This is a genomic window from Rhodoferax sp. GW822-FHT04A08 (genome assembly GCF_058801025.1).
Window position 1 is genome coordinate 47431 of the sequence record NZ_JBXAMW010000013.1, and the last position, 26894, is coordinate 74324.

Sequence of the window (26894 nt, forward strand, 5' to 3'; positions counted from 1 at the left end):
TGCCATCGATGCAGTTATCGGCCGGTGGTCTTGCGCGCTGCCGTCTTGCGCGCAGCTGTCTTCTTGGCCGGAGCCTTCTTGCGCGCCACGGGGGCTGCCTTGACGGGCTCCTTGGCACTGGCAGCCGCCATGGTCTTGGCCAGGTCTATGCCCGCCTTGGCCGTGACTTCCTGCATAGCGTTGGACGCAATCTGCTGGAACTGCTGTGTCAGGGAACCCCACAACTGCAGGGGGTCGACCATGGACGCACCCGCCGCTGCCTTGGAAGCCGGTTTGCCGGGTTCGGCACTTGCAGTGGGCTCTTCGTCTGCAGGCTTGGCTGCGCTGGCGGCCTTTTCTGCCGCTTTGGGCGGCGGGGAGGCGGGCGTCTCGGCAGACTTGGCACCAAATGCGCTGGCCACCTCGCTCAGGTTGAAGTTCATGCCCTTGAGCGTGGCCAGCGTCATGCGCTGCACTTCCAGTGCCTGGACGGTGGCCGAGAGCGCGCGGGAATTCTGCTCCAGCCAGAACTGCACGTTCTTGAGTTCTCCAATGCGCTTGTCGAGTTCTTCCACGCTGAGTGTGGGAGCGATCCAGTTGCCCATATTGGGCATCTGGTTCACGCTGGCGCTGGCACCCTTGGCAAGGGTCTGCAAGAAATCAAAACCTGGGACGAACTTGGCAAATCCGGTGGCGTCTGTGTCGCTCATGCTGTCTCCTTGAAGTCATTGAAATATGCGCGCTGCCTTGCAAGCACTGTACTCCATCCACAAGCCTCCACGGCAGTTAAATCGGAGCGCAAACGGCGCCTAGCCGGGGTCGGTGACAAAGCCGATTTTGTGCAGTCCGGCGCGTTGGGCGGCAGCCATGGCACTGGCCACACGCTCGTAGCGTACCGCCTTGTCACCGCGTATATGCAACTCGGGCTGGGGCACCCTGGCCGCCGCCGCAGCCATGCGCGCGGGCAGTTCGGCATCGCTCAGTGGGACGTCGTTCCAGAAATAGGCACCGGAGGCATCCACGCTCAGGCGTATGGTTTCGGGTTTGATGTTCTCGGGCTGGTTGGTGGCGCGCGGCAACTCGATGTTGACCGCATGCTGCATCACCGGCACGGTGATGATGAAGATGATGAGTAGTACCAGCATGACGTCCACCAGGGGCGTCATATTGATCTCGTTCATGACTTCGTCGGTGTCGTCCTGGGTTCCGAAGGCCATGTGCGCTCCTTAGGTGTGCTTGCCTGAACCCACGCGCGCGCCGGTCACAAAGTAGGCATGCAGGTCATGGGCGAAGCGGTTGAGCTTGGCAATGATGGCCTTGTTGGCACGTACTAGCGCGTTGTACCCGAGCACTGCCGGAATGGCCACTGCCAGGCCCAGGGCGGTCATGATCAGCGCTTCGCCAATGGGCCCTGCCACCTTGTCGATGGTGGCCTGGCCCGCCATGCCGATGGACATGAGCGCGTGGTAGATGCCCCAGACCGTGCCGAACAAACCGACAAAGGGTGCGGTGGAACCCGCCGAAGCCAGGATGGCCAGGCCGGACTGCATGCGCGCGGTGCTGTCATCCACGCTGTTGCGCAGGCTGCGCGTCACCCAGTCACTGAAGTCAAAGCCTTCGTGCAACTCGGCCTGCGCGCTGCCCTTCCCTGTCAAATGGGTTGCAGCCTTCTGACCTTCCTGCGCCAGCGCCACAAACGGACTGTCTACCGGCCCCAGCGCGCGTATCCCTTCTGCAAAGTCCTTGGCGTGCCAAAAGGATTCGATGGCAGCCGCCTGACGGGAGAGGCGCCGCAGGTCCAGCAAACGAAAACCGATCACCAGCCACGAGGCCAGGGACATCGCAAGCAGCACCAGCAGCACGACGCGGCTGACCGCGTCGCCTTGCATCCACACATTGACCAACCCGAAAGTGGGATTCATTGCCTTGTTCTCCAAAAACTAATCCGTCAGCTGGAAGGGAATGGGCACGTCCACCGACATCTCCACCGGTGCGCCATTGCGTTTGCCCGGGACAAACGTCCATTCCAATACTGCTTCGCGCGCCGCGCGGTCCAGCAGATTAAAACCACTGGACGACTTCACCACTACTTCACGCACCTTGCCGTCCGGCCCCACCAATACGCTGAGTATGACCTTCCCCTGCTCGTTGCGGCTCTGGCTAAGCAGGGGGTACTTTGGTTTGGGGTTGTGCAGGTAGTCGGCGGTACTGGAGGGCAGCTCCACCTTGGGAGCGGCAGGTGGCGCAGCAACTGGCAGTGCAGCCAAAGGCTGTGCCGGCGCCGCCAATGCCGGCTGGCCAGCCTGAACGCCCGCGGGTGCACTGGGTGCGGGCGTGGCATCGGCAATCGCCTGCGGCGCAGGCACGGCCACCGGTGCCGGGTTGGGTAGCAAAGGCGCCGGTATTGTGACGGCATTCTGTTTGGGAGCAGGCACTTCCTTGTTTGCAGGGGCTGGTTTCACAGGTGCAACGGGCGCGGGCATCGGTTGCTCCGAAATGGCCTCCACTGGCACCACGATTTCACGATCAGCTTCGACAAAACGCTGCAGCAGGCCCGTCTGCAAGGCCCATAGCGCCAGCGCATGCAAGAGCAGCACACAGGCGACCAGAATAAAACGCTGGCGATGGACGGGGTTGGTGAGCGACATGGGGTGGAGCACCCCATTTTCCTCCATACCGCCCCCAGCGCCGTGACGGGCCTTACGCCGCCATATTGGCCATTGCACGGGCTGCTATCCTGCGGGCATGCGCAGCCTGTTTCATTTCGCCTTCAACGTCACCGACCTGGATACCGCGCGCCGCTTTTACGGCGGCGTGCTGGGCTGCGCCGAAGGGCGCAGCACCGCCACCTGGGTGGACTTTGATTTCTTCGGTCACCAGCTCTCGCTGCACCTGGGCGAACCTTTCAAGACGGCCAACACCGGCCATGTGGGTGACCACCTGGTGCCCATGCCGCACTTTGGACTGGTGCTGACCCTGCCCGACTGGCAGGCCCTGGCACAGCGCCTGCAGGATGCCGGCACCGCCTTTGTGCTGGAGCCGCAACTGCGCTTTGCCGGTCAACCCGGCGAGCAATGGACCATGTTCTTCCTGGACCCGTTTGGCAACCCGATCGAGGTCAAAGGGGTTGCCTCGCTCGACACCCTGTACGCAGCATGATGAATTACACCTTTCTGTCGGCCACCATCCTGCTGGTGCTGATTACCGACCCGGTGGGCAACATCCCCATCTTTGCCAACGCGCTCAAGCATGTCGCGCCGCAGCGCCGGCCCTGGGTGATCCTGCGCGAAATCATGATCGCCTTTGTGCTGCTGCTTACCTTCATGTTTGTGGGCGAGCGCTTCCTGCAGGTCATGAACCTGAGCGAGCTGGCGCTGCAGATCGGCGGCGGCGTGATCCTGTTCCTGATCGCCTTGCGCATGGTGTTCCCTCCGCCTGAAAGCATGGACCCGGAACAGATGGAAGAGCCACTCATCGTGCCGCTGGCGGTGCCCGCCGTGGCCGGCCCCAGCGCGCTGGCTACCGTGCTGCTGCTGGTATCGCAGCAACCGGAGCGGCGCATGGAGTGGATTGGTGCCTTGTGCGTCACCATGCTGGTGAGCGCCGTGGTGCTGGTCTCGGCCGAGCGCATCCAGCGCATCATCGGCACCCGCCTGGTGGTGGCCGTGGAACGGCTGATGGGTCTGGTGCTGGTGTCCGTGGCCATCGAGATGATGCTGCGCGGCATCAAGACCTTCGCACAGCAACTGCACGGCTAAGCGCCGAATTCACGGTACCCAGGCCGGACTCAGTCCTGCAGCGCCACCACTTCCTGCTCGATCGCGCCGAACACGCTGTGGCCGGCGGTGTTCTTCATGTCGATACGCACGGTGTCGCCAAACCGCAGGTACTCTGTCGCCGCCTGCCCGTCCTGCACGATTTCCATGGCGCGTTTTTCGGCGATGCAGTGGTAGCCGGCTGGCCAGCTCCACTGGCCCTTTTTCTCGGTCCCCGCATTGCTGACCGGGCCTGCGGCCACTATGCTGCCGGCGCGCACTGCGCGGGTCTTGGCCAGATACGCCAGCAGCTGACCGAAATGCATGCCCATGCCCGCACCCGCGTCGCCCATGCCTACCTTGCGGCCATTCCAGCTGCATTGCAGTGTGAGGTTCACCCGCCCTTTGGACCAGGCTTCACCCAGTTCATCGGGCGTCACTGCCACCGGGCTGAAAGCGGTGGCGCACTGGCTCTGCACCGAAGCGCTGGCGGCTGCATCGGCAGGCAGCAGGTTGCGCAACGTCACCAGATTGCACAGCGCCAGCAAGCGCACACCGTCCAGAGCACGGTCACCCGGGCATTCCTGCGGTATGTCCCCAGTGATCACTGCCACGGCAGCACCAAAATCCACACCAAACGCCTCGGTGGCACAGCGCAGCGGCTCGTGCGCCCCCAGCAGCGCGTCGCCACTGGCCTGCGCCATCTGCAGCGAGAGCGCGGCCTCTTCCACACCGCGGGATTTGTTCAGCAAGGCGCCCAGGCTGGGATAGGCATCGGCCTGCACCACCTGGTAGGCACGCGGCAGCGGCGCCATGCACTGGGCCGGGTCGAAAGGAAAGGCGTGGCGCGCACGGCCTGCGTTCAGCGCGTCATAAATGTCCTGCAACTGCGGTGACAGGTAATTCCAGTCGTCCAGCACCTGTTGCAGCCGGTTGGCAATGTGGGTGGCGTAATGGGCCTGGCTCAGGTCCCGGGAGACCACGACCAACTGGCCGTCGCGGGAACCGTCTTTGTAGCTTGCAAGTTTCATGGGGGGATTTTCGCCGCATTTATGCTGTGCCCTAAACTCACTGCCCACCACGCCCTACTCCATGCGCAAGCTTTTGATCCTGACCGCCGCCGTTGCACTGGCCCATGTGCTGCTGCTAGGCGGCCTGCCCAGCGGCATAGGCTTTCACGTGGGAGGCCCTGACAGTGCCTCAGACCTGCACTTCGAGACCCGCACCATCGACGAGCCACCGGCAGCCGCTCGTCCGACTCCGCCACACGACCCCACCCCCCGGCCCGCACCCCACGCGACTCCTAAGCCGATAGCGCCCGCCCTGGAACCACCGGCGCCCGTGGCCACAGTCGACCCCGCGCCCGCAGTTGCCGCACCCGGCCCTACAGACACCGTGGGTGCCGTACCAGCCATAGCAGCGACAGCACCGCAACCGCCTGCCAGTGCACCGGCCGTGCTTGCCGCAGCCAAACCCGAGCCACCTGCCAGTGCCAGCGTGACGCCCTCGCCGCTAGTCGCTTCCACCGCCGCCGCTGCGGGCGCCGAAGTCCGGCGCGCCCAGAAGGTGTCCTATTCCGAGCCGGTGCGGCTGCTGTATGACGGCAAGGGCGAGGAAAAGGGGTACATCAAGTACGCCGCGTCCGGCGAGCTGCTATGGCAACCCGATACGCTGCAGTACACCGCCAAGCTGGAGCTCTCGGCTTTCGGCTTTCGGCTGCGCACCTGGACCAGCAAGGGCGAGCTGACTGACAGCGGCCTGCAACCCACGCGCTTTGGCGACAAGCCGCGCGGCGCCGAGCAGGCCACCCATTTCCAGCGCGACAAGGGCATCATCTCCTTCAGTGCCAACAACCCGGACGTGCCGCTGCAGGCAGGTGCACAGGACAAGCTCAGCGCGATGCTGCAACTCAGTGCCATGGTGGCGGGCGAGCCTGCGCGCTACCCGGCGGGTTCGGTCATCAGCTTCCAGGCAGCCGATGCACACCGGGCGGAACTGTGGGACTTCAAGGCTGGCACGCCGGAATCCATGGAACTGCCGGGCGGCACGCTGATGGTGGTGCGCTTTGTCAAGGAGCCCACCGTGGAATTCGACCAGCGCATCGAAATCTGGCTGGCACCGGACATGCGCTACCTGCCGGTGCGCATCCGCATTACCGAGGCCAGCGGGGCATTTGCCGACCTTTTGTGGCGAAAGTCACAAAAACCGGACTGAAGCCCTTGGAAGCCGAGTTTTCCTGTTAGTCTTGAATTGCGACAGCCCGCTCCCAATTGCAAAGCAACATAGGAACCCGCTACGACATGCACACACTCTACGATTCTGAAACCTACTCGGTCACCCATATGCTGGCCAACCTGGAGTCGGAGGTGCAACACCCCTCCGGAGCCAGCAAGTCAGAACACGGTGCGCAGGTACTGCCCATGCTGCTGCGCCACGGCTTTGAAATCGTGGACAAACGATCCGGCAAAGAGGTCTATCTGGACGGATCCTGGGCCGAACTGTTCCAACAGCACATCGTTGCCTGGCAGGTGAACACCCCGACTCAGGAAGAGGTGGAAGACACGCTGGAGCGCTACGCCGAACTGGCGCAAAACCCGGTACTGGTGCACTGAACCCTCCCCGCGCAGCACGCGGGGAAGTCGCCCTTTCAGGGCTTTGAGGCCATGGCTTCGCCCATGCGGATGGCGCCAGCGGGCGCCCACTGCGGGTTGAACGCCAGTTTGCCCTTGCCAAACAGCATCACCACGGTGGAGCCCAGCAGGAAGCGGCCCATCTCCTCACCCTTCTTCAATTGCACGGCACCGGCGTCGTAATGCCACTCGCACACCTGCGGGCTGCGCGGCGGGTTCACCTGGCCATGCCAGACCGTGGCCATGCTGCCCACAATGGTGGCGCCCACCAGGGTCAGCACAAACGGGCCGTCGGCACCGTCGAACACGCACACCACCCGTTCATTGCGGGCGAACAGGCCCGGTACGCCGCGTGCGGTGGTCGGGTTCACCGAAAACAGATCGCCTGGTACATAGATCATGCGGCGCAAGGTGCCGTCACAGGGCATGTGAATGCGGTGGTAGTCGCGCGGGCTCAGGTACAGGGTGGCAAAGGCGCCATCCTGGAACTGCGCCGCCAGCGCCGCGTCGCCACCCACCAGCGCGGTGGTGCTGTAGCTGTGGCCCTTGGCCTGGAAGATCTGGTCGCCGGCTATGGGGCCGAACTGGCTGATGGCGCCGTCCACCGGGCACAGGTAATCGGCTGCGGCCAGAGGGCGCACACCGGCCTTGAGCGCGCGGGTGAAAAAGTCGTTGAAACTGGCATACGCGGAAATGTCCGGCTGGGCCGCCTCGCCCATGTTCACCTGGTAGCGCTTGACGAACCAGCGGATCAGCGCTGTGGTGATGGCGCCACCCTTGGCACCGGCTACCCAGCCGGCGAAGACGGTAAGCGCCTTCTTGGGCAGGAGGTACTGCGGCAGCACCGCTAGGGAGTCGGACATGGCAGTTTCTCGGGTGTTTGGGTATGCAGGGGGAGGGCCGCGAATTATAGTGAGGGCATGAGCACCGCCCGCATTCCACCGATCCAGTGTCTGTTGACCTTTGAAGCACTGGCGCGCCTGCGCAGTGTGACCCAGGCCTCCGAAGAACTGCATGTCACGCCCAGTGCCATCAGCCATCGGGTGCGCCAATTGGAGGAGATCATAGGCACCAAGCTGTTCGGACGGGCCGACTTCTCGCTCACCACCGAGGGTAGTGAATACCTGGCCCATGTGCGTGAAGGGCTGGCCATCCTGCAAAAGTTCCCCAGCTCCACCTCGGTTCCGGGAAAACGCAAGCTGCGGCTGGCCGTCACGCCCACCTTTGCGCGCAGCATCCTCATCCCCCGGCTGCGCCAGTTCACCGACGCCTACCCGGAAATCGACCTGACGCTGCAGGTATCCATCCCGCTGCTGGACGTGGTGGCCGAAGACGCCGACCTGACGGTGCGCTTTGGCGCCGGGCGTTACTCCGACCTGGAATACCTGTGCCTGACCAAGGACGAAGTGACGCCCCTGGCCTCACCCACCTATGTGCGTGAGCACGGGCCATTCGAGTCGGCGCAGGATCTTGACAACATGCCCTTGCTGCGCAGTCCTCTGGAACCCTGGCGCACCTGGTTTGCTGCCAACGGACTGGACTGGCCCGAACCCACCGAAGGCTCGCAGTTCAACGACATCGGCCTAATGTGCGACTGCGCCGCTGCCGGCATGGGCATCGCACTGGTGCGGCTGAAACTGGGTGCGCCCTGGCTGGAGCAAGGCTCCCTGGTGCGCCTGGGCACCGCCGATGCGTTCATGCGCAATGTGCCCAGCCCCCACGCCCACTACCTGTGCTGGCGCACCGGTGCCATGGACCGCTGGGAAGTGGCCGCTTTCACCGAGTGGCTCAAGAAGGCCATGGCCTGACCACACAACGTGGCGGCAATTCAACAGCCCGTGCAAGTTAATTCACGCCACACCTGCGGCGCTTGCCCTACAGTGGACAGACACCCCAAAACACGCTCTTCATGAACGCCCCGACCCCATCTGCTGCCAACGAATTGATGCAACGCGCCGAACTGCAGGCCCGCGTGTTGCAGGCCCTCAAACCCCTGCTGCCACCCCACGCCCTGCTCTACCAGACAGAAGACACCACGCCCTACGAATGCGACGGCCTCACCGCCTACCGCGCCCGCCCCTTGCTGGTGGCATTGCCGGAAGCCGAGGCCCAGGTGGCCGCCGTGCTCAAGGCCTGCCACGCGCTGGAAGTGCCCGTGGTGGCGCGCGGTGCAGGCACCGGCCTGTCGGGCGGCGCCATGCCCAACCCGCTGGGCGTGACCCTGTCGCTGGCCAAGTTCAACAAGATCCTGAAGATCGACAAGCGCAGCCGTACAGCGGTAGTGCAGTGTGGCGTGCGCAACCTGGCTATTAGCGAAGCAGCCTCACCCTATGGCATGTACTACGCGCCCGACCCCAGCAGCCAGATCGCCTGCACCATTGGTGGCAACGTCGCGGAAAACTCCGGCGGCGTGCACTGCCTGAAATACGGCCTGACGCTGCACAACATCCAGAAGGTGCGTGGCTTCACTGCCGAAGGCGAACCCGTCACATTTGGCAGCGACGCGCTGGACGAGCCCGGCTACGACCTGATGAGCGTGCTGGTGGGCAGTGAGGGCATGCTGGCGGTGGTGACTGAGGTCACCGTCAAGCTGGTGCCCAAGCCCCTTCTGGCGCGTTGCATCATGGCGAGCTTCGACGACGTGCGCAAAGCCGGGGAAGCGGTAGCCTCCGTGATTGCCGAGGGCATCATCCCGGCCGGGCTGGAGATGATGGACAAGCCCATGACCGCCGCCGTGGAAGACTACGTGCACGCCGGCTACGACCTGGACGCTGCCGCCATCCTGCTGTGCGAGAGCGACGGCACGCCTGAAGAGGTGGAAGAGGAAATCGGCCGCATGAGTGCGGTGCTCACAGCCGCCGGTGCCACCCGCATTGCGGTGAGCCAGAGCGAGGCTGAGCGCATGCGCTTCTGGAGCGGGCGCAAGAATGCCTTCCCCGCATCGGGCCGCATCAGCCCGGACTACATGTGCATGGACAGCACCATTCCGCGCAAGCGCCTGGCCGACATCCTGCTGGCCATCCAGGAGATGGAAAAGAAATACCAGCTACGCTGCTGCAATGTGTTCCACGCTGGCGACGGCAACCTGCATCCGCTCATCCTCTTCGATGCCAACGACCCCGACCAGTTGCACCGCTGCGAACTGTTTGGCGCCGACATCCTGGAAACCAGTGTGGCCATGGGTGGCACGGTGACGGGCGAGCACGGTGTGGGCGTGGAAAAGCTCAACAGCATGTGCGTGCAGTTCTCCGCCGAAGAGAACGCCCAGATGTTTGCCCTCAAGGCGGCCTTTGACACCAAGGGCCTGCTCAACCCGGGCAAGGTGATTCCCACGCTGCACCGCTGTGCCGAGTACGGCAAGATGCTGGTGCGCGGCGGGCAGATCAAGCACCCCGAACTCGAACGTTTCTAGGCTGCGATGCAGGCACTGCGCGGCATCACCTGGCTATTGCTGCTGCAATCCATTGGCGAGGTGATTTCACGCGGGCTGCATCTGCCCCTACCCGGACCGGTGGTGGGCATGCTGCTGTTGCTGGTGGCGCTGCGCTGGCCTCTGGTTCAGGAAAGCGTGGGTGCGGTGGCGGCTTTTTTACTGCAGCACCTCTCGCTGCTGTTTGTGCCGGTCGGTGTGGGCGTGATGACGCACCTGGATGTGCTGGGCACTTACGGCGTGCGTATCGCAGTGGTGATCGTGCTGTCCACCTGGGCCAGCCTGGCCGTCACGGCACTGGTGCTGCGCGCCCTGCTCAAAGACGATGCTACGGAGGAGGGCCATGGCTGAGTTCGTGCAGCTCTGGGTGTACCTGTCTTCCACGCCCCTGTTTGGGCTGACCGCCACGCTGGTGGTGTATGTGCTGGCGCAGGCCTTTTACGGACGCATGGGCCAGGCCGCCTGGGCCAATCCGGTGCTGTGGTCGGTGCTGACACTGGCCGTGGGGCTGACGCTCACCGGCACTGCCTACCCCACGTATTTTTCGGGTGCGCAGTTCATCCACTTTCTGCTGGGGCCCGCCGTGGTGGCGCTGGCCTGGCCGCTGTGGGAGCGCCGCGCCGTGCTGCGCTCGCGCTGGAGCCGCTTTGCCATCGCGGCATTGGCCGGCGGTGCGGCAGCTGCCGTCAGCGCCACCGGCCTGGCCTGGGCACTGGGCCTGCCGCACGATGTGCTGCTGTCTCTGGCGCCCAAGTCGGTGACGGCGCCGGTGGCCATGGGTGTGGCGGAAAAACTAGGCGGCATTCCGGCGCTGGCTGCTGTGTTCGCGGTGGTGACTGGCATGGTGGGCGCGCTGTCGGGCAAGTACCTGTTTGATGTGTTGCGCATCGGCAGGGATGCCACCGGCTGGATGGCGCGCGGCTTTGCGCTGGGCACTGCGGCGCACGGCATAGGCGCGGCTCGCGCCATGCAGGTCAACGCCGATGCCGGTGCCTGGGCGGCGCTGGCGCTGGGGTTGCAGGTCGTGTTTGCATCGGTCCTGATACCGTTGGTAGCGCGTATGCTGTGAGGCTGTTTCCACACGCCCCACTACCATGCGCAGCACCATACAGAACCTCGAAGAATCCAAGATCCGTGAAGTAGCCAACGCCGGCATAGGGCGCACCGATGTGCTGGCTTTCTGGTTTGGCGAGAGCGATGAAGTCACACCCGACTTCATCCGTGAAGCGGCCATCGATTCATTGCGCCAGGGCGAGACCTTTTACGCCCACAACCTGGGCCTGCCGCCGCTGCGCGAAGGCCTTGCCCGCGCCATGACGGCCAAGCACCCGCAGCACAATGCGGGCGCGGGCATCACGGCGGACCGCATTGCGGTGACCAGTGGCGGCGTGAGTGCGCTGATGCTGGCGGTGCAGGCGATTGTGGACCCGGGTGATGAAGTGGTGGCGGTTACCCCAGTGTGGCCCAACCTGACGGCGCAGGCGCTGATCATGGGCGGCAAGTTGCGCACGGTCAGCCTGCAACCCAAGGCGGGCGCCTGGACGCTGGACCTGGACGCGCTGCTGGCGGCCATCACGCCAGCCACCAAGCTGCTGATCGTCAACGCGCCCAACAACCCCACGGGCTGGACGCTCACGCCCGAGGAGCAGCGTGCCATCCTGGCGCATTGCCGCAAGACAGGCACCTGGATACTGGCCGACGAGGTCTACGAAAACCTGTATTACGAGCCCACAGCGCAGGCCTGCGCGCCCAGCTTTCTGGACCATTCCGTGCCAGAAGACCGGCTGCTGGTGGTACACAGCTTTTCCAAGAGTTACCTCATGACCGGTTGGCGCTTAGGCTGGCTGGTACTGCCGCCCACGCTGACGCAGGCCATGGGCAAGCTGATCGAGTTCAACACCTCCTGTGCCAGCACCTTTGTGCAGCGTGCCGGCATCGCGGCGCTGGATCGTGCCGATGAAGTCACGCCGCGCGTGGTGCAGCACCTCAAGGCCTGCCGCGATGCGCTGGTGCCTGCATTGCAGGCGCTGCCAGGCGTGGAAGTGGCCAGCCCCAAGGGCGGGATGTATGCGTTTTTCAAGGTGCCGGTGGCGGGTGACTCACTCACCATTGCCAAGCGGCTGGTGCAGGAAGCGGGGCTGGGCCTGGCACCGGGCAATGCGTTTGCCCCGGAGGCCAATGGCTGGCTGCGCTGGTGCTTTGCGTCCAAGGACATTGCGCGTCTGCACCAGGGCGTTGCGCGCCTGCAGACCTGGTTGCAGGCGCGCAACGCCCACTGAGCCCGCGGGCAACTTGCGCCGCGGGCCCTGAAGCCGCTCAGGCGACGACGGCTTCGACCGGGGCCTTGATGCCCATGGCGTCCAGCGCGGCAGCCAGATGCGCCACACTGCGGTCCACGTTGTGCAGCTTCTCCAAGCCGAACAGGCCGACGCGGAAGGTCATGAAGTCGGCCGGTTCGTCGCACTGCAGCGGCACGCCGGCGGCGGTCTGCAGGCCCAGCGCCAGGAACTTCTTGCTGTTCTGGATGTCGGCATCGCTGGTGTAGCTCACCACCACGCCAGGCGCCTTGAAGCCCTCTGCCGCCACGCTGACAATGCCGCGGCTCTCGAACAGCGCACGCACCTGGGTACCCAGGGCAATCTGCTCCTGGCGCACTTTCTCGAAACCGTAGGCGCGGGTTTCGCGCATCACCTCGTGCAGGCGCACCAGAGCGTCGGTGGGCATGGTGGCGTGGTAGGCATGGCCGCCTTTTTCGTAGGCTTCCATGATCTGCAGCCACTTCTTCAAATCGCAGGCAAAGCTGGTGCTGGTGGTGCCATCGATGGCGGCACGCGCGCGGGCGCTGAGCATCACCATGGCGCAGCAGGGTGAGCCGCTCCAGCCCTTTTGCGGGGCGGTCACCAGCACGTCCACGCCCAATGCCTCCATGTTGACCCAGAGCGCACCCGAGGCAATGCAGTCCAGCACAAACAGACCTCCCACTTCGTGGACCGCATCGGCCACGGCGCGCAGGTAGTCGTCGGGCAGGATCATGCCGGCCGAGGTTTCCACGTGGGGGGCGAAGACCACATCGGGCTTCTTGTCGCGGATGGTAGCCACCACTTCGGCAATCGGGCAGGGAACCCAGGGCGACTGCTTGGAATCATTGATGCGGCGCGCCTTGAGCACGGTGGATTCGGCGGGGATGCTGCCCATCTCGAAGATCTGCGTCCAGCGGTAGCTGAACCAGCCGTTGCGGATGACCAGGGCTTTCTTGCCGGTGGCGAACTGGCGCGCCACGGCTTCCATACCGAAGGTGCCGCTGCCGGGGACCAGCGCCACGGAAAGCGCGTGGTACACCTCCTTGAGCATGGCGGAAATGTCACGCATCACGCCCTGGAAACGCTGCGACATGTGGTTGAGTGCGCGATCGGTATAGACCACGGAAAATTCGAGCAATCCGTCCGGATCAATATGGGGTACGAGTCCTGGCATGGTGGGGGTCTCCGTCAAATTGTTATGTCAGCAAAGTCGGGCAGTCAGCTTAGCACGCGGGGCTGTTTAGCGCAGCTAGACAAACCCGCGCACCGGGAAGTCTGCTCCGCGCTGTATCCAGTTGGTGGGCGCATACGCGGTACGGGCGTCGGTCACATGCAGGGTGTAGGCATGGCGCGAGATGGGGGAGCGGTTGGGCGCGCTGTAGTGCGGCAGCAGGCCGTGGAACACCACCAGCGTGCCGGCCTGCACTTCCAGCGGAACCGCCGTACTGCTATCGGGCCAGGGCGTGGCGTCCAGGGGATCCTTGCGCACAACGTCACCGTGGCGCACAAAGCGTTCGCGCAAGGGGCCGTGGTGCCCGCCCACCTGGGTCCAGAGGCAGCCGTTCTGCAGCGTGGCGTCTTCCAATGCAAACCAGAAGGTGGTCACGCTGATGGGGGTACTGTCGAAGAAGGTGGCGTCCTGGTGCCAGCCCACTTCGCCGCCAATGCCGGGCTGCTTGAAGATGTACATGGACTGCCAGATCTGCGGCTGTTCCAAGCCCACGCCCTTGGCCACCGCGTCCAGTGCCGCGCCGCGCGAAAACGCGCTGAACACCGGATCCAGATCGTGCATGGCGTGGCCGATCTTGTTGATGGACAACTCCTTGGCCTGGCGCAGGTTGCCTTGCGCATCAAACGCCTCTTCTTCAAAAAAGCAACTGCTCTTGGTTGCGGAGTCCAGGAAGTAACGGTCTATGGTGCGGACCTGGTCGTTGGTGGTGAAGATGGTCTTGCTGGTCTGCGGGTCGAAATCGTGCACCATCTGCATGGCGCGTGCGCGCAACGCGGCAATTTCGTCCGCGCGCTTGAAGCCTGGCAACACCAGGAAACCCTCGCGCTGGTAGCGCGCCATCTGCTCTTGTGAAAGCATGCTCAAAAACCCTTGTTGATGTCGGCAGTATAGGCAAGGCATCCGCTTTCGCTCCATACGCACTATGCTTGCGGCCATGCAACTCGAACCCCTGATCGAACTCACCCGCGGGTCTTTAAGCGAATGCCTGCACTTCGGCGCCATTGCGGTGGTCAACACACGCGGCGAGCTGGTCGCCCATGCGGGCGACGCCCACCTGCGCACCTTCACCCGCTCCACCCTCAAGGCACTGCAGGCATTGCCGTTCATAGAGGCCGGCGGCCACACCCAACTGGGCTTCACACAAGCCGAAGTGGCGATGATGTGTGCCAGCCACAACGGTGAAGACGCCCATGTGGCGGCGACCGACTCCATGCTGGGCAAAGCCGGCCTGCATTACAAGACGCTGCGCTGCGGCTGCCATGTGCCGGGCATCTTCACCCAGCTGGAGCAGGCGCCACCGGAAGGGCTGCAGTTTGACGAGCGCCACAACAACTGCAGCGGCAAACATGCGGGCTTTCTGGCGCACTGCGTGCAAAGCGGATGGCCGGTGCAGGACTACATTGCCCCGGACCACCCACTGCAGCAAGCCATCCGCCGTGACGTGGCCCGCGCGGTGGGCATGGACGCAGAAGATATGGGAATGGGCATAGACGGCTGTTCGGCGCCCAACTACGCCATGCCGCTGTCGCGCCTGGCCTATGGCTATGCGCGGCTGGCCAGTGGCGCAGCCGACGCGGAGTTCGGCGAGAGCTTTGCCACGCTCTCCAGCGCCATGACCGCAGAGCCCTGGATGGTGAGCGGCACGGCGCGCAACGATCTGGCCTTCATGCAGGCCGGGCGCGGCGACTGGGTCAGCAAGGTGGGCGCCGACGGTGTGCAGGTGATTGGCAGCAAGAGCCGGGGCGAGGCATTGGCCATCAAGATCATTGACGGCAACAAGCCAGCCCTGTTTGCCGCCACCGTGGCCGTGCTGGACCAGTTGGGCTGGCTGGACGATGCACAGCGCACCCAACTGGAACCCTGGCGTGCCAGCACCCTGCGCAACGCGCGCGGCCTGCATGTGGGCAGCCGCTCTCCCATCTTCACACTGCACACACCATGAACACACAGATCAGCCTGATAGGCGCACCCACCGATGTGGGCGCTGGCAGCCGCGGCGCCAGCATGGGGCCAGAAGCCCTGCGCGTGGCCCACATCGCCAGCACGCTGGAGAGCCACGGCCTGGAGGTACTGGACCGCGGCAACCTGAGCGGCCCGCGCAACCCCTGGCTGCCGCCGGTCGACGGCTACCGGCACCTGGCCGAAGTGACCGCCTGGAACCAGACGCTGCATGCGGCGGTCTACGCCGAACTGCAACTGGGCCGCCTGCCCATCGTGCTGGGCGGCGACCATTGCCTGGGTATTGGCAGCATCAGCGCCGTGGCACGCCACTGCCGCGACACCGGCAAACGGCTGCGCGTGCTCTGGCTGGACGCGCATGCCGACTTCAACACCAGCACCCTGACACCCAGCGGCAATATCCATGGCATGCCGGTGGCTTGCCTGTGCGGACACGGCCCCCAGGAGCTGATCGAAATCGGCGGACAGGTGCCCGCCATCCAGGCGCAGTGGGTGCGCCAGATCGGTATCCGCAGCGTGGACCAGGGCGAGAAACGCTTTGTGCACGCGCAGGGGCTGGAGGTGTTCGACATGCGCTTCATCGACGAGATGGGCATGCGCGCCACCATGGAGCAGGCCCTGATGGAACTCGACGACAACACCCATCTGCATGTGAGCTTTGACGTGGACTTTCTGGACCCCGACATCGCCCCCGGCGTGGGCACCACCGTGCGCGGCGGCCCCACCTACCGGGAAGCGCAGCTGTGCATGGAGATGATTGCCGACACCGGCCTGCTGGCCTCCATGGATGTGATGGAGCTCAACCCCGCGCTGGACGAGCGCAACCGCACGGCAGAGGTGGCGGTGGACCTGATCGAGTCGTTGTTCGGCAAGAGCACGCTGATGCGGGACTGACGTCCCCATCGCCGCGCCCTTTGCCACTCAGCCAGCGACCAGACCGGGGGTAACCGGCAGTTGCAGGGCACGTGCCAGCTTGGCCCATTCCGTGTCGTTGAGCGTCTCACGGGCCACATTCATCAGGGCTTCGAACACGGGCTTGGGAGCACCGGCTTTGATGCCGGTGAACTTGGCCACGCGCTCGGGGTGGGACATGCCAGGGATCATCCAACGCATGGACTGCATCATCATGGGCGGCGCGATATCGGCCACCAGACGCTGCTCGATGCCGAGGATTTCTGCGTCGGTATAGCTGTTCCACAACACCGCGTTGTTCTGCGTCTCCTCTACGTGCATGTGCACCATGTTGTGCGCAATGAACAACGCCAGCGTCTGGTAGAGCGCGCGTGCTGCCGATTCGCGCTGCGCCGGTTGTGCCGCCGCCAGTTGGTTGGCCAGATTGCGCAATGCCGCAATTTCGAGTTCGTGCTCGATGTGTTCCGCAGCGATCTTGCCACTGGAGCCCGGCGCACGGGCTTCCATGGCCGCGTGAACGTGGGCGTTTTCATGCGCGAGGTGGCCTTCGCAGAAATCGGCCAGGCCTTGCACCTGTTCGCATGCCTTGGCTACGCAGGCCGCGTCCTGCCAGTCCGCACTGCCGACCCGTTGCAGCGTGTGACCCATGCACATGCGCAGTGCCTTGTGTATGTCACGGTAGATGTCCAGGCGTACGTGGCTGTTGGCATGGGCCACTGCGGCAGATTCAGCATTATCAAATTTCATAGTTTTCCCTTGGTTGGTTCAATTCACATGTGGCTATCCATCCACGGCATGACTGTAGAAATTTCACCGTCTTCTTGCGGCTAACTATTTGATAAAGGAAGCTTAAAATTTTGCTAAATACATTCGCCACCCCATGATCAGCATTCAGCAACTGGAGCTATTGAATACGCGCAGCGATGTGGTCATTGCCACGCGCAGTGCAACGATGGCGCCCAGTGTGTGTTGGAGTATGGGTGGCCACGTGGCAGAAGACCGCAAGTCCGCAACGGTGTGGACACGCAGGGACCATGCGTCCCAGGCCATGGCCGATATTGCATCGAACGGCTGGATCGCTGCCGTGTTCACCGTGCCCTTCACCAACTTCAGCTTGCAACTCAAGGGACAGGATGCCCGCGTGCGCGCCGTCGATGCAACGGATGCTGCGCTGCTCGAGCGCCACGTGTCGAATATGGTCAGGGAGTTGCGGCTGGTGAATGTCAGGGAGGCGTTTGCGCGTGCGGCCTTTGACCAGTGTCCCGACGACCTGGTGGCAATCGACTTCACCATCCACAGCGTGTTTGAGCAAACACCCGGACCTCGTGCAGGGCGCACAGTCGAGCCCTCGCCATGAACGTGCGCATAGACCACATCCGCGAGGCCATGGAAGGCGTCATACCCGGCGTCATGGCCACCTGCTCAGCAGAGGGGGAGCCCAATGTGGCCTTTCTGTCGCAGGTGCAGTATGTAGACCGATCGCACATTGCACTGTCGTACCAGTTCTTCAACAAGACGCGACGCAACATCCTGGCCAACCCCTATGGCCAGCTAACCATCGTCCATCCGCGCACAGCTCAGATATACCGTCTGCGCTTGCACTATCTGCGCACCGAAAGCAGCGGCCCCCTGTTCGAGCGCATGAAAGCGCATCTGGAAGGCATTGCCTCGCACACGGGCATGAGTGCTGTCTTTCGTTTGCTGGGCTCCGACATCTACGAGGTGTTGAACGTCGAGGCGTTGTCGGGCAATACCCTGCCCGCTCCAGTGCCCGATCGCAACCACCTGTCGGCACTGCGCCGGTGCAGTGAGCGCATCGCGGAATGCGCCTCCCTGAGCGCCCTGGTGGATACCACACTGGATGTGCTGGAACAGGAGATGGGCATAGAACATGCCATCTTCCTCATGCTCGATGAAAGCGGTACACGCCTCTACACCGTCGGCAGCCGGGGCTATTCCACTTCGGGCGTGGGCTCGGAAGTGGCGCTGGGCGATGGCGTCATCGGTGTCTGCGCAGAAGCAAAGTCAGCTATCCGTGTAAGTTGGGTAACGCAAGCCTACCGCTACAGCAAGGCCATACGTGATGTGGTGCTGCAGGACGGCATAGGGCGCACGCTTTCCACCGAGATCCCCTACCCGGGCCTAGCAGATCCGCACAGCCAGCTGGGCCTGCCTTTGATGCAGGCCGGCAAGGTGTGCGGTGTGCTGTTTGTGGAGAGCAACGTGGACTTGCGATTCAGCTACGACGACGAGGACACGCTGGCTGCTTTGGCTGCACAGGTCGCCGCAAGCATGCGTGCGCTGCAGGAAGGCGGCGACGGCTCCATCGATGCCGAGACGCCCGCCCCGCAAGACTCCGTGGTGGCCGCGCCGCCGCCTGCACAAAGCCTGCGGGTGCGCTGCTTCCGCGAGTCCCGCAGCATCTTCTTCGACGATACCTACATCATCAAGGGCGTGGCCGGCGCCATTCTGTGGCACTTGCTACAGGAGTATGTGCGTGACGGACGCACCGAGTTCAGCAACCGCGAGATCCGTCTCAATCCGGACCTGGGCCTGCCAGACGTGGTGGACAACTTGGAGGCGCGCCTGGTCCTGCTGCGGCGGCGCCTGGCAGACCAGGCCATGGGCATTGCGATCGAAAAATGCGGACGCGGACGGCTACGCCTGAGTGTTCAGGGGAGCGTCGAGCTCAAGCAGGTGGACTGATCTCGGCAACCCCGAAATCGCGCCCACCACTCCAGCGCATCCAGGCAGGGCTATTTGACCGAGATGATGGACAGACGGCCCCAGGCCGGATAGTCGGTGGAAGTCACTCCGGGATTGCCCGTTACAAAGACCAGGGCAGATCCTGCACTCACGCTGGAGCCATCCAGGCCCACAAACAGAATGGATCCATCGTTGCCGGCTTGGGCGCCGACCGGGCTGGTCACCACCATCACGCCGGGGATATCCGACATGGGTGTAAAGGTAGAAGTGCCGCCACAATCCGATGCGGCTGTTGTGCCATCGGCCGAGAAGGTCATGGAGGCCACTCCGTTTGTGCAATTCGGCGCAACTATCTTGACGACTTTGCCCGCCAGCATGGCATTGGTCAGCGGTGTAAGCCGCACATCTGCACCGGTGAACGTTTCGCTTTCCGTGTAGCCATTGGCAATATTCGTTGTGGTGGCCTGCCCGGTATAGAAGCCGGCTTTGCCATCGAAGTAGGTCATGGTCTTGGAAGAGGCCACATTGTTGGTACGAACGCCATTCTTGTTGCTCTTCTGAACCGCAATGGACACGGTGTTGCCCGACACCGAGTAGGTCAGGGGCTGATCCACCACCAGCAGGTTGTCGCCGGTCGTTCCCGTCAGTGAGAACGTGCTGGCGGTGGACATGGTGCCGGACACAATGCGTCGGCCCGCGCCATTGGCTCCGTAATACAAAATTCTGGCCTTGGAATAGGGTCCTACGGAGTTTGCAGGGTAGGTGGTTGCGGTGACGTTGCCACTGTTGATTGCAAACACCAGCGTTCCTTCGGGAATGCTGAAATTGGTTGGTGCAGTTCCCAGTCCGCTGCTGATGGTTGTCGACAGGTTGTTCACCACCGTCAACTGAAACGCATTGGTCACCGGCAAATTGGGCACCAAAGTGACGCTCGCAACTTTCGCAGCCCCCTGGGCGGCAGTAAACAGGTTGACAACATTGCTCGCCGTTCCTGTGTTGTCCCCGGAACTGGCAATGTAGGTATTGATGTCCTGCACGTTCGCCGCTGGCAGGGTGATACCGCTGACGTCCATATTGCTGGTTGTCCCGTGGTTCAGCGCCTGCAACGTTTCTGCCGCCTGTGAACCGGTCGACAGGCTCAGGATGAATGTTTGCTCCGTGGTCCCGGTGGCCGTCGTGCCGGGTGACACTGTGCCAAGTGAAATGCCGGTGGTACTGGAGTTGTTCGCCGCGGTGGTGCCGCATCCGGTTCCGCTGGTATCAATCCAGAAAGCCACCGAATCGCCCGCACTGAAGCTGTAGGCCCCAGTTGCACTGGTGGTGCCATTGAGTCCTGAGGGCGATGCCAGATAACAAACCCCTTTGACAGGTCCATCCGTGAGAACGCCGGACAAGGAGGTGGTGGTAGCCGTGGTGCCCGTCGCCGGGGGAGAACTTCCGCCCCCACCACCGCACGCCACCAATATGGCCGCTGCCACCGCAAGTAGACCAGCCCTGGCTTGAATCGTCTTCATATGTGCATTTCCTTTGTCGGTATGGGTAAGAGACGGCACAGGTTACTGTTGCGTGCAGTATTACGGCATCCCATAAAAGGGGGATGGAACAACAGCGACTGGAGTCCACCAAGGCGATATGCTCCGGTCTTGTCAATTTATGTAGGACTCCCACACCATGTGGCATGTGCTTATCGTTGAAGACGATCCGGAAACCGTGGATTTTTTTGCGTTAAGCGTGGGCAAAAGCAGTCAGCTGGCGCTGGCCGGATGCGCGAACAATGTGGCGCAAGCCAAGGCGTTTCTCTCGGACCCCAGCAACAGAGTTGACGTGCTTCTCACCGACCTGGGCCTGCCGGATGGCAGCGGACTGGATGTGATCCGTTTTGCCAGGCAGCAGCATCCCGAATGCGAGGCGCTGGTGATTTCAATGTTCGGTGACGATGACAACGTGCTGGCAAGCATTGAGGCGGGTGCCCTGGGCTACATCCACAAAGATGCCACGCCGGACGACATTGCGCACACCATCACCGAGATGAAGCTTGGCGCTTCTCCCATCTCGCCCATGATTGCACGCAAGGTCCTGCGCAGGTACCTGCATGCCGTCCAACCGCCAGTTGCCGAAGCAACCAGAAAATGCACGCCGGATGCGCAAAAGCCCGCCGATGACAACACGCCGTCGCTGTCACCGCGTGAGCAGGGTGTGCTGGACCTGGTTGCGCGCGGCTTTTCCTATGCGGAGATCGCCCGCCTGCAAGGGGTGAGCGTGCATACCGTGCAAACCCACATCAAGAACTTGTACGCCAAGCTCTCGGTGCATTCCAAAAATGAAGCCGTATTCGAGGCCGGGCGCCTTGGTCTGCTGAATTCCGCGGAACGCTGAGCGCGCTTATGCACTGGCTGACGCTGCGCTTTTCGGACCAGACGCTGGAGCGCGCTTTTGCAGAAGCCTCTCTGGCACGCGTTGCCCGTCAGGGGAAGATTGCCGTCTGGATGGGAATCCTGGTCTATCTGGTGCACGGGTTTGTGCTGGATCTGGTGTTGCCCGCACCGCAGGTGACAGGGCTTTGGTCCATGCGACTGACTGCAATGCTGGTTCCTGTTCTGATGCTGCTGCTGCATCCCACGCAATGGTTTGCAAAACACTGTCACATGGGTCTTTCCATGGTGGGGTTTGCAGCAGGCTGGGGGCTTATTGCCATGCAGACCATGGTGCACGATGACTACGCGTCGGCGTTTTACCCGCTGATTGTTGAAGTCGCGTTTTACACCTACAACTTTGTTGGCGTGCGCTTTGTCTACGCACTCGGGGTGGACCTAAGTTTGCTGGTTTTGTACAACGTGGTCTTTGGCATATGGCACCCGTATCCGGTTACAGAGCTCGTCGGGCACGACTTTTTCCTTTTCTCTGCCAACCTGATTGGGGGCACCGCGGGGTATCTTGCCGAACGACAAAAGCGCCTGCTCTTTTTACAGAGGGAAGAGCTTGCCCGCGCTGAGCTGCGTCTGCGCGAAGGCGAGGCAGAGCGGGCACGGGTGTTGGAGCGCACCCGCATCTTGCGCGACATGCATGATGGCGTGGGTGCACACATCAGCTCGGCCATCCGGCAGTTGCAATCTCCCGCGTTCCACACCGCCGAAGTGCTGGCCACGCTGCGCGACTCGCTGGACCAACTCAAGCTTTCCATAGACGCCATGCACCTGGAGCCCGGCGACATCACCACGCTGTTGGCCAACCTGCGCTACCGCATGGAGCCGCGCTTGCGGGCCATGCACCTCGAATTGTTCTGGGATGTGGGCATGCTGCCCCATCTGGATTACCTGTCAGTGGATTCCATGCGGCAACTGCAGTTCCTGCTGCTGGAGGTTCTGTCCAACGTGATGCAACACTCGCATGCCACTACGCTCAGGGTGGTGGCACATGTCCGCACGGGAGCGGATGCGTGCACGTCGGATGGGGTATGCCTGATGCTGGTGGACAACGGGCACGGATTCGACACCGGCAACCCCTTCAAAAAAGGCCTTGCCGCCGTGCAGGAGCGCGCCCGCGCCATCCACGCACAACTCACCATAAACAGCAAGGTCGGCGAAACCAGTGTCGAGGTTTACCTGCCGATGGCCTTGCCAGTTGCCTGAGTCCACTCCGGGCCTGGGAAAGCACGCACACCACTCTGAAGCAGCCAGCCACATCGGGGGAGCTATACCATTTCGGGCTAACAGCTAGTTCGCATTGAATGTTTTTGGCCTATCGGCCCACGCCTTACACTTGGCTGACGCGCCGTGGCGAGGGGGTCGCAACGGCAACAAAAATACTTGGAGTCAAGCTATGTTGGAGTTTCGGAAGACGACCGCATCACGCCTCATGGTGGGCTATGCCGTGATGTGGGGGGTCCTGATCCTCATCCTGATCGCCAGCTGGAGCCAGTTGCGTGGTGTCGGCTCTGCGTCCCGTGCGCTCATGAAGAACGAAGTCGCAAGGGAACGGGCTGCCCGGCAGTGGCATTCCACTCTGTCGCAGGACGCACTCCAGTTCGGCTTCATGCTGGCCACTGGCGACCCGGACAAGTTGAACGTGCTGCACAAGCAGGTTGATGACAACAAGAAAATCATCGACCAGGCCAAGGCCACCTTTGCCGAGACGTCCAAGGATTCCCCCACCTTTGCTGAAATTGCCAAGGCGGACGACAAATACCAGAAGGCCAGAAAGTCCTTCCTGGACGCCCTGGGTTCCGGCTCTTCCGACTACGCCCGATCGGAGTTCTATGACTCCTTGATGCCATCCCTGCAGAGCTACCAGAAAGTGCTAGACGGTTTCGCGCTGGAACAGCAGAACGGCATGGATGAAGGCAGCACACAGATCGGCAACCGGATTGACCGTGCGACCAACATCATCCTGACACTGGGATTGATCGGTATCCTCTTCAGCGGTTTTCTGGCCTGGAAACTGGCGCAAAGCATCCGCACTGCATTGGCCCATGCCCTGAGCGCAACCGAGTCCATTGCCGACGGTGACCTGCGCACACCCATCCGCGCCAAAGTTGAAGGCGACCTGGGCCAGTTGTTGATGGCTCTGGAAAGAATGCGCGAGAGCCTGGTTGCCGTGGTGTCCAGGGTGCGCCAGGGCTCTGAGGCGGTTGCCAATGGCAGCAGCGAAATAGCCCACGGCAACAACGATCTGTCGGCCCGCACCGAAGGCCAGGCCAGCGCACTGGAGGAGACGGCCGCATCCATGGAAGAGCTCAGCTCCACCGTCCGCCAGAATGCCGACAATGCCCGTCAGGCCAATCAACTGGCCATGAATGCCAGCACGGTGGCCGTGCAGGGCGGTGAAGTGGTGGCACAGGTGGTGGACACCATGAAGGGCATCAACGAGTCCTCACGCAAGATCAGCGACATCATCAGCGTGATCGACGGCATCGCCTTTCAAACCAATATCCTGGCCCTCAATGCAGCCGTGGAAGCCGCCCGGGCGGGTGAGCAAGGGCGGGGCTTTGCGGTCGTGGCTTCCGAGGTGCGCAGCCTGGCCGGTCGCTCAGCTGAGGCCGCCAAGGAGATCAAGTCGCTCATCAATGCCAGCGTGGAGCGGGTCGAACAGGGCTCGGCGCTGGTGGACAAGGCTGGCGTCACCATGACGGAAGTGGTGAGCTCCATCCGGCGCGTGACCGACATCATGGGCGAGATCAGCGCCGCGAGCTCGGAACAAAGTGCAGGTGTGGCCCAAATTGGTGAAGCAGTCACACAGATGGACCGCTCCACCCAGCAAAACGCCGCCCTGGTGGAACAGATGGCGGCGGCTGCGAGCAGCCTGAAATCTCAGGCGCAAGAGCTGGTGGGCACGGTGGCGGTATTCAAGGTGGCACAGGACGAAGACGCCGTGCCACGCTTGACCCACTAACGCACCGGACTAGGGGCGCGGAAAGCGCGCCCGGCGCTCCAGGTCGTCCAGATCAATGTGGTTGCGCATGTACTGCTGGCTGGCGTCCACAAAGGGCTGGTGGTCCCACGACGTAAGCTTGCCCTTGGTCAGTGCGCTGTACACCAGTCGGCGGCGGCGCTGGCTGTTGAGCACCTGCTGGTGCAACGCGGGTAGATCCCAGCGCTTGGCGGTCTCTGCCAGAAAGGCCTGCAGGATCTCGCTGTATTTGGCGTCACCGGCCAGGTTGGTGCGCTCGGCTGGGTCGCTCTGCAGGTTGTAGAGCATGCACAGGTCGTCTTGCGAGTAGATGAACTTCCAGGGACCGCGGCGGATCATCATCAGCGGCGTCTTGCTGCCCTCGGCCATGTATTCGCCAATGACCTCGTCGTGCCCGCCCTGGCCCTGCAGATGCAGCATGAGCGTGCGCCCATCCAGCGGCAGGCGCGCATCTACCTGGCTGCCAGCAAACTCCACAAAGGTAGGCAACAGGTCTATGGTGGAAACACTGCCCGCCACGCGGCCCGCCTGGAAACGCTGGGGCGCGTGGATGATCATGGGCACGCGTGCGGCCATCTCGAACCAGTGCATCTTGTACCAAAGGCCGCGCTCGCCCAGCATGTCACCATGGTCGCCGGAGAAGACGATGATGGTGTCGTCTTCCAGACCACAGTCCTTGAGCGTCTTGAGCAGCTCGCCAATCTTGGAGTCCACATAGCTGCAGGAGCCGAAGTAGGCGCGCCGCGCACGGCGAATCGACTCCTCGGTCAGCGGCTTGTCCCACAGGTCGATCACCTTGAGCAGGCGCTTGGAATGCACGTCCTGGTCGACCTGCGCAATCGGGTGCGCGGGCATGGGAATTTCTTCATCGCGGTACAGGTCGTAGAACTCTGCCGGAATGGTGTACGGGTCATGCGGGTGCGTCATGGACACGGTCAGGCAGAAGGGCTGATCCGGCGTGTTGCGCACATGGTCGTACAGGTACTGGCGCGCCTTGAAGATGGTTTCCTCGTCGTGGTCCAGCTGGTTGGTACGCACGCTGGGGCCGGCCTGCAGCACGGAAGACATGTTGTGGTACCAGCTGGGGCGCACCTCCAGTTCATCCCAATTCACCGCCCAGCCGTAATCGGCCGGGTAGATGTCACTGGTCATGCGCTCTTCATAACCATGCAACTGGTCGGGACCGCAAAAGTGCATCTTGCCGCTCAGCGCCGTGCGGTAGCCCAGGTTGCGCAGGTAGTGCGCGTAGGTGGGCACGTCCGCAGCAAAGTCCGCAGCATTGTCGTACGCGCCAATCTTGGAGGGCAACTGGCCGCTGACCAGACTGAAGCGCGAGGGCGCGCACAAAGGACTGGGGCAGTAAGCCGACTCGAACACCACGCCTTCGGACGCTAGACGGCTCAGATGCGGCATCTTCACCACCGACTGCGGGTTGTACATGGGCAACATGGGCGCGGCCATCTGGTCGGCCATGATGAACAGGATATGCGGGCGTTTGGCGGCCATGGACTTGGGCTTTCTTTCTATTGGCGAGGGAAGAGGAAATGGTAGCGCCCATGGGTAGGTGGGCCATCAGACCATCCATGCATTCTCTGGCCCACGCTCTCCGGTGCCTGCTTCCGGGCGACCTGCACTATTCCGTTAACGCCGTGGTGGGGGGCTTGGTCTTGGTGGCGATGGCGAATGGATGGCTGATAGGTCGCCAAATATTCGCAGTCCAACGAAGTAACGTATGTGTTACCATTCCGCATGGCGATCAAAGTCGAAGAGTACATCCGCGAAGACGCTTCCAACCCGTACAAACAATGGTTTGACGGCCTTTCATCCCAGGCGGCTGCCAAGGTGACCGTTGCCAAGCTGCGCATGGAGTTGGGCAATACGTCCAACATCAAATGGTTTGATGGCATGGGGGAGTACGTCATTGACTGGGGGCCCGGTTACCGGATCTATCTTGCAAAAGATGGCGACACGCTTATTGTTCTATTCGGTGGTGGCACCAAGCGAGGACAGCAACGTGACATTGATAGGGCCAAGGAACTATTGGCTGAGTACAAAGCCCGCAAAAGGGCGATGGCGTCCAAGATGGCCAGCAAGCACAAGGGGTAATAGAAATGGCACTGACTAGAAATTTCAAAGAGACCGTCGTTGAGCGTGTTCAAAGTGACGCCTCTTTTGCGCAAGCGCTTCTGGATGAGGCAGCGACTCTGTTTCTCAACGGTGAGCCTGAAACGGCCCGTCTTATTCTGCGTGACCTCGTCAACGCCACAATTGGTTTTGAGCAACTTGCAATGCTGACCGCCAAACCTAGCAAAAGCCTGCACAGGATGCTGTCCCCTACGGGCAATCCCAGCATGGACAACTTGGCGGCCATATTTCGGGCTGTGCGCGAGAAGCTTCAGGTGAACCTCTCAGCGCACTCTGTCGCAGTCTGAAAGACCGCAACCCGGCTCTCACCAAAAAGACGTTTTGCAGCCATTGCCGTAGCTGGTGTGGCGACTCTGTGGCAACGGAGAATGGGACTCGCGATTGGTCTACCTGCTAGGGAGACGTTATCGGAGCAGACACACGGGCTGCTGATTCAGATGC

At 62.6% G+C, this 26894-nt stretch carries 29 protein-coding genes; 18 read left to right on the top strand and 11 right to left on the bottom strand.

Annotated features, from left to right (window positions below):
* Positions 1-14 precede the first annotated feature (14 nt).
* The 4 genes from AC1RMF_RS20605 to AC1RMF_RS20620 form a co-directional block, all read right to left on the bottom strand.
* Positions 15-689: a PhaM family polyhydroxyalkanoate granule multifunctional regulatory protein gene (locus AC1RMF_RS20605; protein WP_493143965.1), complete on the bottom strand. Its 675-nt coding sequence runs from the start codon at positions 687-689 to the stop codon at positions 15-17.
* 99 nt (positions 690-788) lie between these two features.
* Complete coding sequence (locus tag AC1RMF_RS20610; protein WP_493143967.1) at positions 789-1196, bottom strand: ExbD/TolR family protein; 408 nt, start codon at positions 1194-1196, stop codon at positions 789-791.
* A 9-nt stretch (positions 1197-1205) separates the two neighbouring features.
* Positions 1206-1901 carry a MotA/TolQ/ExbB proton channel family protein gene (locus AC1RMF_RS20615; protein ID WP_342619110.1) on the bottom strand — a complete coding sequence of 232 codons (696 nt, stop codon included), beginning with the start codon at positions 1899-1901 and terminating at the stop codon, positions 1206-1208.
* An 18-nt stretch (positions 1902-1919) separates the two neighbouring features.
* The gene (locus tag AC1RMF_RS20620; protein WP_493143969.1) at positions 1920-2627 is read right to left on the bottom strand and encodes an energy transducer TonB; all 708 of its coding nucleotides are present in this window, start codon (positions 2625-2627) and stop codon (positions 1920-1922) included.
* Positions 2628-2724: 97 nt separating this feature from the next.
* Here AC1RMF_RS20620 and AC1RMF_RS20625 point away from each other — a divergent pair, with 97 nt between their 5' ends.
* Together AC1RMF_RS20625 and AC1RMF_RS20630 are read left to right on the top strand one after the other, a co-directional pair.
* A complete protein-coding gene (locus tag AC1RMF_RS20625; RefSeq protein WP_493143970.1) occupies positions 2725-3138 on the top strand; it encodes a VOC family protein in 414 nt (137 codons plus the stop codon).
* On the top strand, positions 3138-3737 hold the full coding sequence (locus AC1RMF_RS20630) for a MarC family protein (protein ID WP_342619113.1): 600 nt from the start codon (positions 3138-3140) through the stop codon (positions 3735-3737). Before AC1RMF_RS20625 ends, AC1RMF_RS20630 begins: the two co-directional genes overlap by 1 nt.
* A gap of 29 nt (positions 3738-3766) precedes the next feature.
* Here AC1RMF_RS20630 and AC1RMF_RS20635 read toward each other — a convergent pair whose 3' ends face one another.
* The gene (locus tag AC1RMF_RS20635) at positions 3767-4765 is read right to left on the bottom strand and encodes a fumarylacetoacetate hydrolase family protein (protein ID WP_493143973.1); all 999 of its coding nucleotides are present in this window, start codon (positions 4763-4765) and stop codon (positions 3767-3769) included.
* 61 nt (positions 4766-4826) lie between these two features.
* On the opposite strand from AC1RMF_RS20635, the gene AC1RMF_RS20640 reads away from it, so the two are divergent.
* Together AC1RMF_RS20640 and AC1RMF_RS20645 are read left to right on the top strand one after the other, a co-directional pair.
* On the top strand, positions 4827-5948 hold the full coding sequence (locus tag AC1RMF_RS20640; RefSeq protein ID WP_493143974.1) for a DUF3108 domain-containing protein: 1122 nt from the start codon (positions 4827-4829) through the stop codon (positions 5946-5948).
* A gap of 86 nt (positions 5949-6034) precedes the next feature.
* A complete protein-coding gene (locus AC1RMF_RS20645) occupies positions 6035-6346 on the top strand; it encodes a BTH_I0359 family protein (protein WP_493143976.1) in 312 nt (103 codons plus the stop codon).
* Positions 6347-6381: 35 nt separating this feature from the next.
* Here the strand turns inward: AC1RMF_RS20645 and asd are convergent, their stop codons facing one another.
* Positions 6382-7227: an archaetidylserine decarboxylase gene (gene asd, locus AC1RMF_RS20650; RefSeq protein WP_493143977.1), complete on the bottom strand. Its 846-nt coding sequence runs from the start codon at positions 7225-7227 to the stop codon at positions 6382-6384.
* Positions 7228-7284: 57 nt separating this feature from the next.
* Between asd and AC1RMF_RS20655 the strand changes: the two genes are divergently transcribed.
* The 5 genes from AC1RMF_RS20655 (at position 7285) to AC1RMF_RS20675 (ending at position 12073) form a co-directional block, all read left to right on the top strand.
* Positions 7285-8172: a LysR substrate-binding domain-containing protein gene (locus AC1RMF_RS20655; RefSeq protein ID WP_342619118.1), complete on the top strand. Its 888-nt coding sequence runs from the start codon at positions 7285-7287 to the stop codon at positions 8170-8172.
* A gap of 101 nt (positions 8173-8273) precedes the next feature.
* Entirely contained in the window at positions 8274-9776 is a 1503-nt protein-coding gene (locus AC1RMF_RS20660) for an FAD-linked oxidase C-terminal domain-containing protein (RefSeq protein ID WP_493143978.1), read from the top strand.
* A gap of 6 nt (positions 9777-9782) precedes the next feature.
* Positions 9783-10145 (top strand): CidA/LrgA family protein, encoded by a 363-nt coding sequence (locus AC1RMF_RS20665; protein WP_342619120.1) that lies wholly within the window; start codon positions 9783-9785, stop codon positions 10143-10145.
* Positions 10138-10863 carry an LrgB family protein gene (locus AC1RMF_RS20670; protein ID WP_342619121.1) on the top strand — a complete coding sequence of 242 codons (726 nt, stop codon included), beginning with the start codon at positions 10138-10140 and terminating at the stop codon, positions 10861-10863. Before AC1RMF_RS20665 ends, AC1RMF_RS20670 begins: the two co-directional genes overlap by 8 nt.
* 25 nt (positions 10864-10888) lie before the next feature.
* Positions 10889-12073, top strand: a complete 1185-nt coding sequence (locus tag AC1RMF_RS20675) for a pyridoxal phosphate-dependent aminotransferase (RefSeq protein ID WP_493143980.1) — start codon at positions 10889-10891, stop codon at positions 12071-12073.
* 37 nt (positions 12074-12110) lie between these two features.
* Here the strand turns inward: AC1RMF_RS20675 and AC1RMF_RS20680 are convergent, their stop codons facing one another.
* Positions 12111-13268, bottom strand: a complete 1158-nt coding sequence (locus tag AC1RMF_RS20680; protein WP_493143981.1) for an aminotransferase class V-fold PLP-dependent enzyme — start codon at positions 13266-13268, stop codon at positions 12111-12113.
* A 75-nt stretch (positions 13269-13343) separates the two neighbouring features.
* Entirely contained in the window at positions 13344-14183 is an 840-nt protein-coding gene (locus AC1RMF_RS20685) for a phytanoyl-CoA dioxygenase family protein (RefSeq protein WP_493143982.1), read from the bottom strand.
* A gap of 76 nt (positions 14184-14259) precedes the next feature.
* On the opposite strand from AC1RMF_RS20685, the gene AC1RMF_RS20690 reads away from it, so the two are divergent.
* On the top strand, positions 14260-15267 hold the full coding sequence (locus AC1RMF_RS20690; RefSeq protein ID WP_493143984.1) for an asparaginase: 1008 nt from the start codon (positions 14260-14262) through the stop codon (positions 15265-15267).
* Complete coding sequence (gene rocF / locus AC1RMF_RS20695) at positions 15264-16178, top strand: arginase (RefSeq protein WP_493143986.1); 915 nt, start codon at positions 15264-15266, stop codon at positions 16176-16178. The genes AC1RMF_RS20690 and rocF overlap by 4 nt, the downstream gene beginning before the upstream one ends.
* Positions 16179-16205: 27 nt before the next feature.
* Here rocF and AC1RMF_RS20700 read toward each other — a convergent pair whose 3' ends face one another.
* A complete protein-coding gene (locus AC1RMF_RS20700) occupies positions 16206-16943 on the bottom strand; it encodes a hemerythrin domain-containing protein (RefSeq protein ID WP_493143990.1) in 738 nt (245 codons plus the stop codon).
* Between the two features lie 133 nt (positions 16944-17076).
* Here AC1RMF_RS20700 and AC1RMF_RS20705 point away from each other — a divergent pair, with 133 nt between their 5' ends.
* Positions 17077-17553 carry a hypothetical protein gene (locus AC1RMF_RS20705; RefSeq protein ID WP_493143992.1) on the top strand — a complete coding sequence of 159 codons (477 nt, stop codon included), beginning with the start codon at positions 17077-17079 and terminating at the stop codon, positions 17551-17553.
* Positions 17550-18902, top strand: a complete 1353-nt coding sequence (locus tag AC1RMF_RS20710) for a GAF domain-containing protein (protein WP_493143994.1) — start codon at positions 17550-17552, stop codon at positions 18900-18902. Before AC1RMF_RS20705 ends, AC1RMF_RS20710 begins: the two co-directional genes overlap by 4 nt.
* Before the next feature lie 50 nt (positions 18903-18952).
* Here AC1RMF_RS20710 and AC1RMF_RS20715 read toward each other — a convergent pair whose 3' ends face one another.
* Positions 18953-20416: a hypothetical protein gene (locus AC1RMF_RS20715; protein WP_493143996.1), complete on the bottom strand. Its 1464-nt coding sequence runs from the start codon at positions 20414-20416 to the stop codon at positions 18953-18955.
* Between the two features lie 157 nt (positions 20417-20573).
* Here AC1RMF_RS20715 and AC1RMF_RS20720 point away from each other — a divergent pair, with 157 nt between their 5' ends.
* From AC1RMF_RS20720 to AC1RMF_RS20730, 3 genes are all read left to right on the top strand, one after another.
* A complete protein-coding gene (locus tag AC1RMF_RS20720; RefSeq protein ID WP_342619130.1) occupies positions 20574-21278 on the top strand; it encodes a response regulator transcription factor in 705 nt (234 codons plus the stop codon).
* 8 nt (positions 21279-21286) lie between these two features.
* A complete protein-coding gene (locus tag AC1RMF_RS20725; protein WP_342619131.1) occupies positions 21287-22531 on the top strand; it encodes a sensor histidine kinase in 1245 nt (414 codons plus the stop codon).
* A 190-nt stretch (positions 22532-22721) separates the two neighbouring features.
* Positions 22722-24290 carry a methyl-accepting chemotaxis protein gene (locus tag AC1RMF_RS20730; RefSeq protein ID WP_342619132.1) on the top strand — a complete coding sequence of 523 codons (1569 nt, stop codon included), beginning with the start codon at positions 22722-22724 and terminating at the stop codon, positions 24288-24290.
* A 9-nt stretch (positions 24291-24299) separates the two neighbouring features.
* On the opposite strand, the gene betC is transcribed toward AC1RMF_RS20730, so the two are convergent.
* Positions 24300-25814, bottom strand: coding sequence for a choline-sulfatase (betC, locus tag AC1RMF_RS20735; RefSeq protein WP_493143998.1), 1515 nt, complete (start codon positions 25812-25814; stop codon positions 24300-24302).
* A gap of 243 nt (positions 25815-26057) precedes the next feature.
* Here betC and AC1RMF_RS20740 point away from each other — a divergent pair, with 243 nt between their 5' ends.
* Together AC1RMF_RS20740 and AC1RMF_RS20745 are read left to right on the top strand one after the other, a co-directional pair.
* Complete coding sequence (locus AC1RMF_RS20740; protein WP_493144000.1) at positions 26058-26414, top strand: type II toxin-antitoxin system RelE/ParE family toxin; 357 nt, start codon at positions 26058-26060, stop codon at positions 26412-26414.
* Positions 26415-26419: 5 nt separating this feature from the next.
* Positions 26420-26740: a helix-turn-helix domain-containing transcriptional regulator gene (locus tag AC1RMF_RS20745; protein WP_493144002.1), complete on the top strand. Its 321-nt coding sequence runs from the start codon at positions 26420-26422 to the stop codon at positions 26738-26740.
* The last annotated feature ends 154 nt before the right edge of the window (positions 26741-26894 follow it).

What these genes read in the sequence shown, in the direction of transcription:
- AC1RMF_RS20715 (WP_493143996.1), bottom strand. Translation starts at nt 20,416, where the DNA reads ATGAAGACGATTCAAGCCAGGGCTGGTCTACTTGCGGTGGCAGCGGCC.
- AC1RMF_RS20680 (WP_493143981.1), bottom strand. Translation starts at nt 13,268, where the DNA reads ATGCCAGGACTCGTACCCCATATTGATCCGGACGGATTGCTCGAATTT.
- AC1RMF_RS20745 (WP_493144002.1), top strand. Translation starts at nt 26,420, where the DNA reads ATGGCACTGACTAGAAATTTCAAAGAGACCGTCGTTGAGCGTGTTCAA.
- AC1RMF_RS20625 (WP_493143970.1), top strand. Translation starts at nt 2,725, where the DNA reads ATGCGCAGCCTGTTTCATTTCGCCTTCAACGTCACCGACCTGGATACC.
- asd (WP_493143977.1), bottom strand. Translation starts at nt 7,227, where the DNA reads ATGTCCGACTCCCTAGCGGTGCTGCCGCAGTACCTCCTGCCCAAGAAG.
- AC1RMF_RS20605 (WP_493143965.1), bottom strand. Translation starts at nt 689, where the DNA reads ATGAGCGACACAGACGCCACCGGATTTGCCAAGTTCGTCCCAGGTTTT.
- AC1RMF_RS20660 (WP_493143978.1), top strand. Translation starts at nt 8,274, where the DNA reads ATGAACGCCCCGACCCCATCTGCTGCCAACGAATTGATGCAACGCGCC.
- AC1RMF_RS20630 (WP_342619113.1), top strand. Translation starts at nt 3,138, where the DNA reads ATGAATTACACCTTTCTGTCGGCCACCATCCTGCTGGTGCTGATTACC.
- AC1RMF_RS20720 (WP_342619130.1), top strand. Translation starts at nt 20,574, where the DNA reads ATGTGGCATGTGCTTATCGTTGAAGACGATCCGGAAACCGTGGATTTT.
- AC1RMF_RS20730 (WP_342619132.1), top strand. Translation starts at nt 22,722, where the DNA reads ATGTTGGAGTTTCGGAAGACGACCGCATCACGCCTCATGGTGGGCTAT.
- AC1RMF_RS20705 (WP_493143992.1), top strand. Translation starts at nt 17,077, where the DNA reads ATGATCAGCATTCAGCAACTGGAGCTATTGAATACGCGCAGCGATGTG.
- AC1RMF_RS20620 (WP_493143969.1), bottom strand. Translation starts at nt 2,627, where the DNA reads ATGTCGCTCACCAACCCCGTCCATCGCCAGCGTTTTATTCTGGTCGCC.
- betC (WP_493143998.1), bottom strand. Translation starts at nt 25,814, where the DNA reads ATGGCCGCCAAACGCCCGCATATCCTGTTCATCATGGCCGACCAGATG.
- AC1RMF_RS20640 (WP_493143974.1), top strand. Translation starts at nt 4,827, where the DNA reads ATGCGCAAGCTTTTGATCCTGACCGCCGCCGTTGCACTGGCCCATGTG.
- AC1RMF_RS20740 (WP_493144000.1), top strand. Translation starts at nt 26,058, where the DNA reads ATGGCGATCAAAGTCGAAGAGTACATCCGCGAAGACGCTTCCAACCCG.
- AC1RMF_RS20685 (WP_493143982.1), bottom strand. Translation starts at nt 14,183, where the DNA reads ATGCTTTCACAAGAGCAGATGGCGCGCTACCAGCGCGAGGGTTTCCTG.
- AC1RMF_RS20610 (WP_493143967.1), bottom strand. Translation starts at nt 1,196, where the DNA reads ATGGCCTTCGGAACCCAGGACGACACCGACGAAGTCATGAACGAGATC.
- AC1RMF_RS20665 (WP_342619120.1), top strand. Translation starts at nt 9,783, where the DNA reads ATGCAGGCACTGCGCGGCATCACCTGGCTATTGCTGCTGCAATCCATT.
- AC1RMF_RS20655 (WP_342619118.1), top strand. Translation starts at nt 7,285, where the DNA reads ATGAGCACCGCCCGCATTCCACCGATCCAGTGTCTGTTGACCTTTGAA.
- AC1RMF_RS20700 (WP_493143990.1), bottom strand. Translation starts at nt 16,943, where the DNA reads ATGAAATTTGATAATGCTGAATCTGCCGCAGTGGCCCATGCCAACAGC.
- AC1RMF_RS20635 (WP_493143973.1), bottom strand. Translation starts at nt 4,765, where the DNA reads ATGAAACTTGCAAGCTACAAAGACGGTTCCCGCGACGGCCAGTTGGTC.
- AC1RMF_RS20645 (WP_493143976.1), top strand. Translation starts at nt 6,035, where the DNA reads ATGCACACACTCTACGATTCTGAAACCTACTCGGTCACCCATATGCTG.
- AC1RMF_RS20710 (WP_493143994.1), top strand. Translation starts at nt 17,550, where the DNA reads ATGAACGTGCGCATAGACCACATCCGCGAGGCCATGGAAGGCGTCATA.
- AC1RMF_RS20670 (WP_342619121.1), top strand. Translation starts at nt 10,138, where the DNA reads ATGGCTGAGTTCGTGCAGCTCTGGGTGTACCTGTCTTCCACGCCCCTG.
- AC1RMF_RS20675 (WP_493143980.1), top strand. Translation starts at nt 10,889, where the DNA reads ATGCGCAGCACCATACAGAACCTCGAAGAATCCAAGATCCGTGAAGTA.
- AC1RMF_RS20690 (WP_493143984.1), top strand. Translation starts at nt 14,260, where the DNA reads ATGCAACTCGAACCCCTGATCGAACTCACCCGCGGGTCTTTAAGCGAA.
- AC1RMF_RS20615 (WP_342619110.1), bottom strand. Translation starts at nt 1,901, where the DNA reads ATGAATCCCACTTTCGGGTTGGTCAATGTGTGGATGCAAGGCGACGCG.
- rocF (WP_493143986.1), top strand. Translation starts at nt 15,264, where the DNA reads ATGAACACACAGATCAGCCTGATAGGCGCACCCACCGATGTGGGCGCT.
- AC1RMF_RS20725 (WP_342619131.1), top strand. Translation starts at nt 21,287, where the DNA reads ATGCACTGGCTGACGCTGCGCTTTTCGGACCAGACGCTGGAGCGCGCT.